The organism is Bradyrhizobium sp. 33ap4 (genome assembly GCF_032654765.1).
Lineage (GTDB): Bacteria > Pseudomonadota > Alphaproteobacteria > Rhizobiales > Xanthobacteraceae > Bradyrhizobium > Bradyrhizobium australafricanum.
Genome location: NZ_JAUMTJ010000192.1, coordinates 1 through 955, shown reverse-complemented (window position 1 = coordinate 955; position 955 = coordinate 1). Strand labels below are relative to the sequence as shown.

The 955-nt window shown below is 48.5% G+C and carries 1 protein-coding gene; it reads left to right on the top strand.

The genetic code is table 11. The features are described 5' to 3' along the window. Positions 1–625: 625 nt before the first annotated feature. Positions 626–838: a hypothetical protein gene (locus Q2M23_RS43650; RefSeq protein ID WP_316399531.1), complete on the top strand. Its 213-nt coding sequence runs from the start codon at positions 626–628 to the stop codon at positions 836–838. Positions 839–955: the final 117 nt, after the last annotated feature.

The window sequence follows — 955 nt, the reverse complement described above, 5'->3', positions numbered from 1 at the left end:
GTTCTTTTTATAGAAAGGCTCGTCGTTGTCATTCCTCTTGACCACGCTACGCTACGACACCCACTGAAGGTCCGCAACAACTGGTAGCAGCACGGGTGCGATATCGCGACAGCTGATATCGAGACAACTTGCAGCAGAGCCGGTGGGATAATCGCGACAACTGGTTGGCAGCCATTGGGATCTCGGATCAACTGGAGACTGGAAGCCTGCAGCGGGTTTGGGTTCATACTTCGAGCGTCGATCGGGTAAGTGGCTTTTTCTTTTGAGGCACGCCAAGTTCGCAGTGGCTAGGTGTTCGAAATTACGCGTGTTGACCTAGGCCTAGATCTTGGAACGGCATAACAGATTTGATTAACTCAGCCACCATGGACCTAAAATCATTGCTAAAAGCTGACCTCCTATTATTGTGTGAGGAATTGGGGGTAAAAACTGAGAAGTACATGAGGAAGCCTGAGCTCGTGGCTGCAATCCAGGCTTCAGGGGTTGAGGAAGATGAGCTTAAGGAATGTTGGGAGGACATTCAGGAACGCAAAAAGCAGAAAGAAGCTGAGCATCGGCTAAAGAAGCTGAGCTTCTAAGGCAGCAAAAACTGAAAGATATTGAACTTTCGGAACGGCAACACAAAATGGAGTTAGAGGCTAAGAAAGTAGAAGCTGAACGTGAAGCTAGAAAAGCTGACCGTGAGTATGAGCTTGAGGTTAAGAAACTAGAAGCTGAAGCTGAGCGTGAAGCTAGGAAAGCTGAAGCTGAGCGTGAAGCTAGAAAAGCTGAAGCTGAGCGTGAAGCTAGAAACGCTGAAGCTGAAGCTGAGCGTGAAGCTAGAAAAGTCGGATCGTAGCCATGTCGTTCTGTGAGCCAAGGAGTTGAGAGTTATAGTTGTCTTCCTAAGACCGCTTGGCCTCCGACTTGTGAGCCAAGGAGTTGAGTGTTATAGTTGTTTTCCTATGTGCCTCGC